The sequence below is a fragment of the bacterium genome (assembly GCA_023145965.1).
Classification (GTDB): domain Bacteria; phylum UBP14; class UBA6098; order UBA6098; family UBA6098; genus UBA6098.
Genome location: JAGLDC010000136.1, coordinates 1 through 2,645 on the forward strand (window position 1 = coordinate 1; position 2,645 = coordinate 2,645).

A 2,645-nucleotide genomic window follows, 5' to 3' on the forward strand; every position below is an offset into this window, starting at 1 on the left:
CAAATGGGCTATGAGATACTGGAGGCTATCGATTTTCCTTGGCCAATATCCGAGATAGTTTTGCAGCATCATGAAAGACTAGATGGTTCAGGTTATCCCAATACTTTAAAGGGCAAGGATATCCTACTTGAGGCAAAGATAATCGCAGTTGCAGATGTTATTGAGGCTATGTCTTCACATAGGCCATATAGACCGGCTCCGGGAATCGAGGCCGCTCTCTATGAGATACAAAAGAACCGAGGGAGACTATACGAGCCAAAAATTGTAGATATATGCGTTGAACTGTTTCAAAAAGATAGCTTTTCATTATAGGAGTTCTTATGTGTGCGCGATCCGAAAATAGAGGTTTTGAAGATAACAAAAAACCTACAATTGTTGTGGTGGAGGACGATCTAAGTTTGAATAAGCTTCTTCAGAGGATAATAGCCCGTTCTGGTTATAAAGTCACAGGTGCAGACACTGGCCAAAAAGGTATCGATATAATTCTCGCTTCGCGAGATGTATTCCTAATTTTGGATTATTATCTTCCTGACATGAAAGGAGATCGATTTGTGAAAATACTCAGTGAAAAATCCTTTAAAATTCCATTTCTAGTTTTAACTGGTCAGGGTGATGAACAAACAGCAGTCGAAATGATGAAGGCTGGAGCAATGGATTATGTCATGAAAACTCCTGACCTTATCGATTTTTTGCCCGAGATACTCGATAGAGCTATCGAAAAAGTAGAGACAGAAAAAAAACTAGCCTATACTGAAGAAGAACTTCGCACCTTTAATAAAGAACTCGAAGGTAAGGTTAGGCTCCGAACGGCAGAGTTATCCAATGCAAATGCCAGGCTAAAGGAAGAAATTACTACCCGCCAGCAGGTAGAAGAAAAACTCAGACAGACTATGTCTGATCTGGAGATATCCAACCAAGAACTCGAACAATTCGCATATCAGGCATCACATGACCTTAAAGAGCCGATACGAAAAGTCTATGCCTTCGCTAAACTACTAAAGTCTTCTTTTAATGGGACTCTCACCGAGGACCAAATCGAAAACTTTACTTTCATGATAGATGGTGCAGAGCGAATGATAAAGCTTATCGATGGGCTTCTTGTCTATTCCAGAATTACAAGTAGATCATTGCCTTTTCACCAAACAGATTTAGCGGAGATTATTGATAATGTGATTCGGTTCGATATATCTGAATTAATTCGTGAGACTGAAGGGCACTTGACAATCGTTGGAGATTTGCCAAGTGTATCCTGCGATAAAATACAAATGCAGGAGTTGTTTCAAAACTTGTTATCTAATGCATTAAAATTCCATCGAAAAAATGAGGCTCCACGAGTGCAGATCTACCTAAGTGAATTAGATAATTGTTTTGAAATCAACATAAAAGATAATGGGGTTGGGATTCTTAATCCATCTAATGACGATATATTCACCATGTTCACAAGGTTGAATTGGCGAGAATACAAGGGGAATGGTATCGGCCTAGCCGTTTGTAAGAAAATCGTTGCGAGACACGGCGGAGAGATTGGTTATAGAGAAAATCCTGATGGAGGATCGATTTTTTGGTTTACACTACAAAAAACATAGATTAAAAGGAGATAGGATGGAAAAACAAGGCGCCAAATTAACTAGAGTCCTTATTTGCGACGACGATCCGGCCGACCGTAAATTGATAAAGCGAATACTTATAAAAATCAGAGATAGAAAATTCAAGATCACTGAAGCCGAAAGAAAATGCGAAATTGAAAAAGCCCTGGCTGAACAAGAATTCGACCTGATATTACTCGATATGGCCATGCCTGAGAAATCAGGTAAGTTATGGCTTTCAGAGATTGTCGATAAGGAAATCGCGCCAGTTATTGTTATCACTGGCCATGGTGAGTTGGAGGATAGCTTCGAAGCTATGCGTCATGGTGCCTACGCTTATATATCGAAAAATTGGCTATGTGATTTTGAATTGGGGCTCTCGACGATAAAAAGAACTGTTCTTTACACACTCGATCAGTGGAAACTGGAGTGCGATCTTGATGAACAACTCAAAAGCTTAAATGGTAAGGCTAATATACTCATTTGCGACGATGATCCAGGCGATATTAGGATCATTAGGTCGTATCTTAATCAACTAAAGAAGCTAGATGTAAATATTGATGAAGCGACTGACTGCGATCAGATCGAGAATTCAATTAATAGCAATAAATACGATGTCATTTTCATGGATCATTCAATGCCCCATAAATCCGGTATCGAGTGGGCCGAGGAGATTCTGAAGAGAAAAGTAGCACCAGTTATAATGATCACATCACACGGTTCTGAGGAATTGGCTGTTGAAGCACTAAAAATCGGAATATCGGACTATATCTCTAAGGATCTGCTTTCAGCAAATAGACTTTACAAGGCGCTTTGCGCCGTTTTATAATTATAGAAAGGACGGGCCGGCAAGTCCCCCCACGTTGAAGCAACCCGGCTTGGAGGAAATGCCCGTCCTTAAAATATTAGATATCCTCCTGTAGCAGTCCCCGCTCTTTATTATTAGGAACGGGGACATTTTTTATCATAGGAAATGTCGAAGCACTAAAACCGGAAATTAAAGAAAATAATGCGTTTGCGCTTAACTTATAAAACGGTAGCGTTGCAATAAATGGGTCT

At 39.9% G+C, this 2,645-nt stretch carries 3 protein-coding genes; all 3 read left to right on the forward strand.

Translation table 11 applies throughout. The annotated features are described in order from the left end of the window. On the forward strand, window positions 1–312 hold a 312-nt coding region (locus tag KAH81_10510), incomplete at its 5' end, for an HD domain-containing protein (protein ID MCK5834085.1). Between the two features lie 8 nt (window positions 313–320). Beyond that, window positions 321–1,586 carry a response regulator gene (locus KAH81_10515; GenBank protein ID MCK5834086.1) on the forward strand — a complete coding sequence of 422 codons (1,266 nt, stop codon included), beginning with the start codon at window positions 321–323 and terminating at the stop codon, window positions 1,584–1,586. Window positions 1,587–1,602: 16 nt separating this feature from the next. After that, window positions 1,603–2,415, forward strand: coding sequence for a response regulator (locus KAH81_10520; GenBank protein ID MCK5834087.1), 813 nt, complete (start codon window positions 1,603–1,605; stop codon window positions 2,413–2,415). The last annotated feature ends 230 nt before the right edge of the window (window positions 2,416–2,645 follow it).

Coding starts and splice junctions, on each gene's coding strand:
- KAH81_10515 (MCK5834086.1), top strand. CDS start 321: ATGTGTGCGCGATCCGAAAATAGAGGTTTTGAAGATAACAAAAAACCT.
- KAH81_10520 (MCK5834087.1), top strand. CDS start 1,603: ATGGAAAAACAAGGCGCCAAATTAACTAGAGTCCTTATTTGCGACGAC.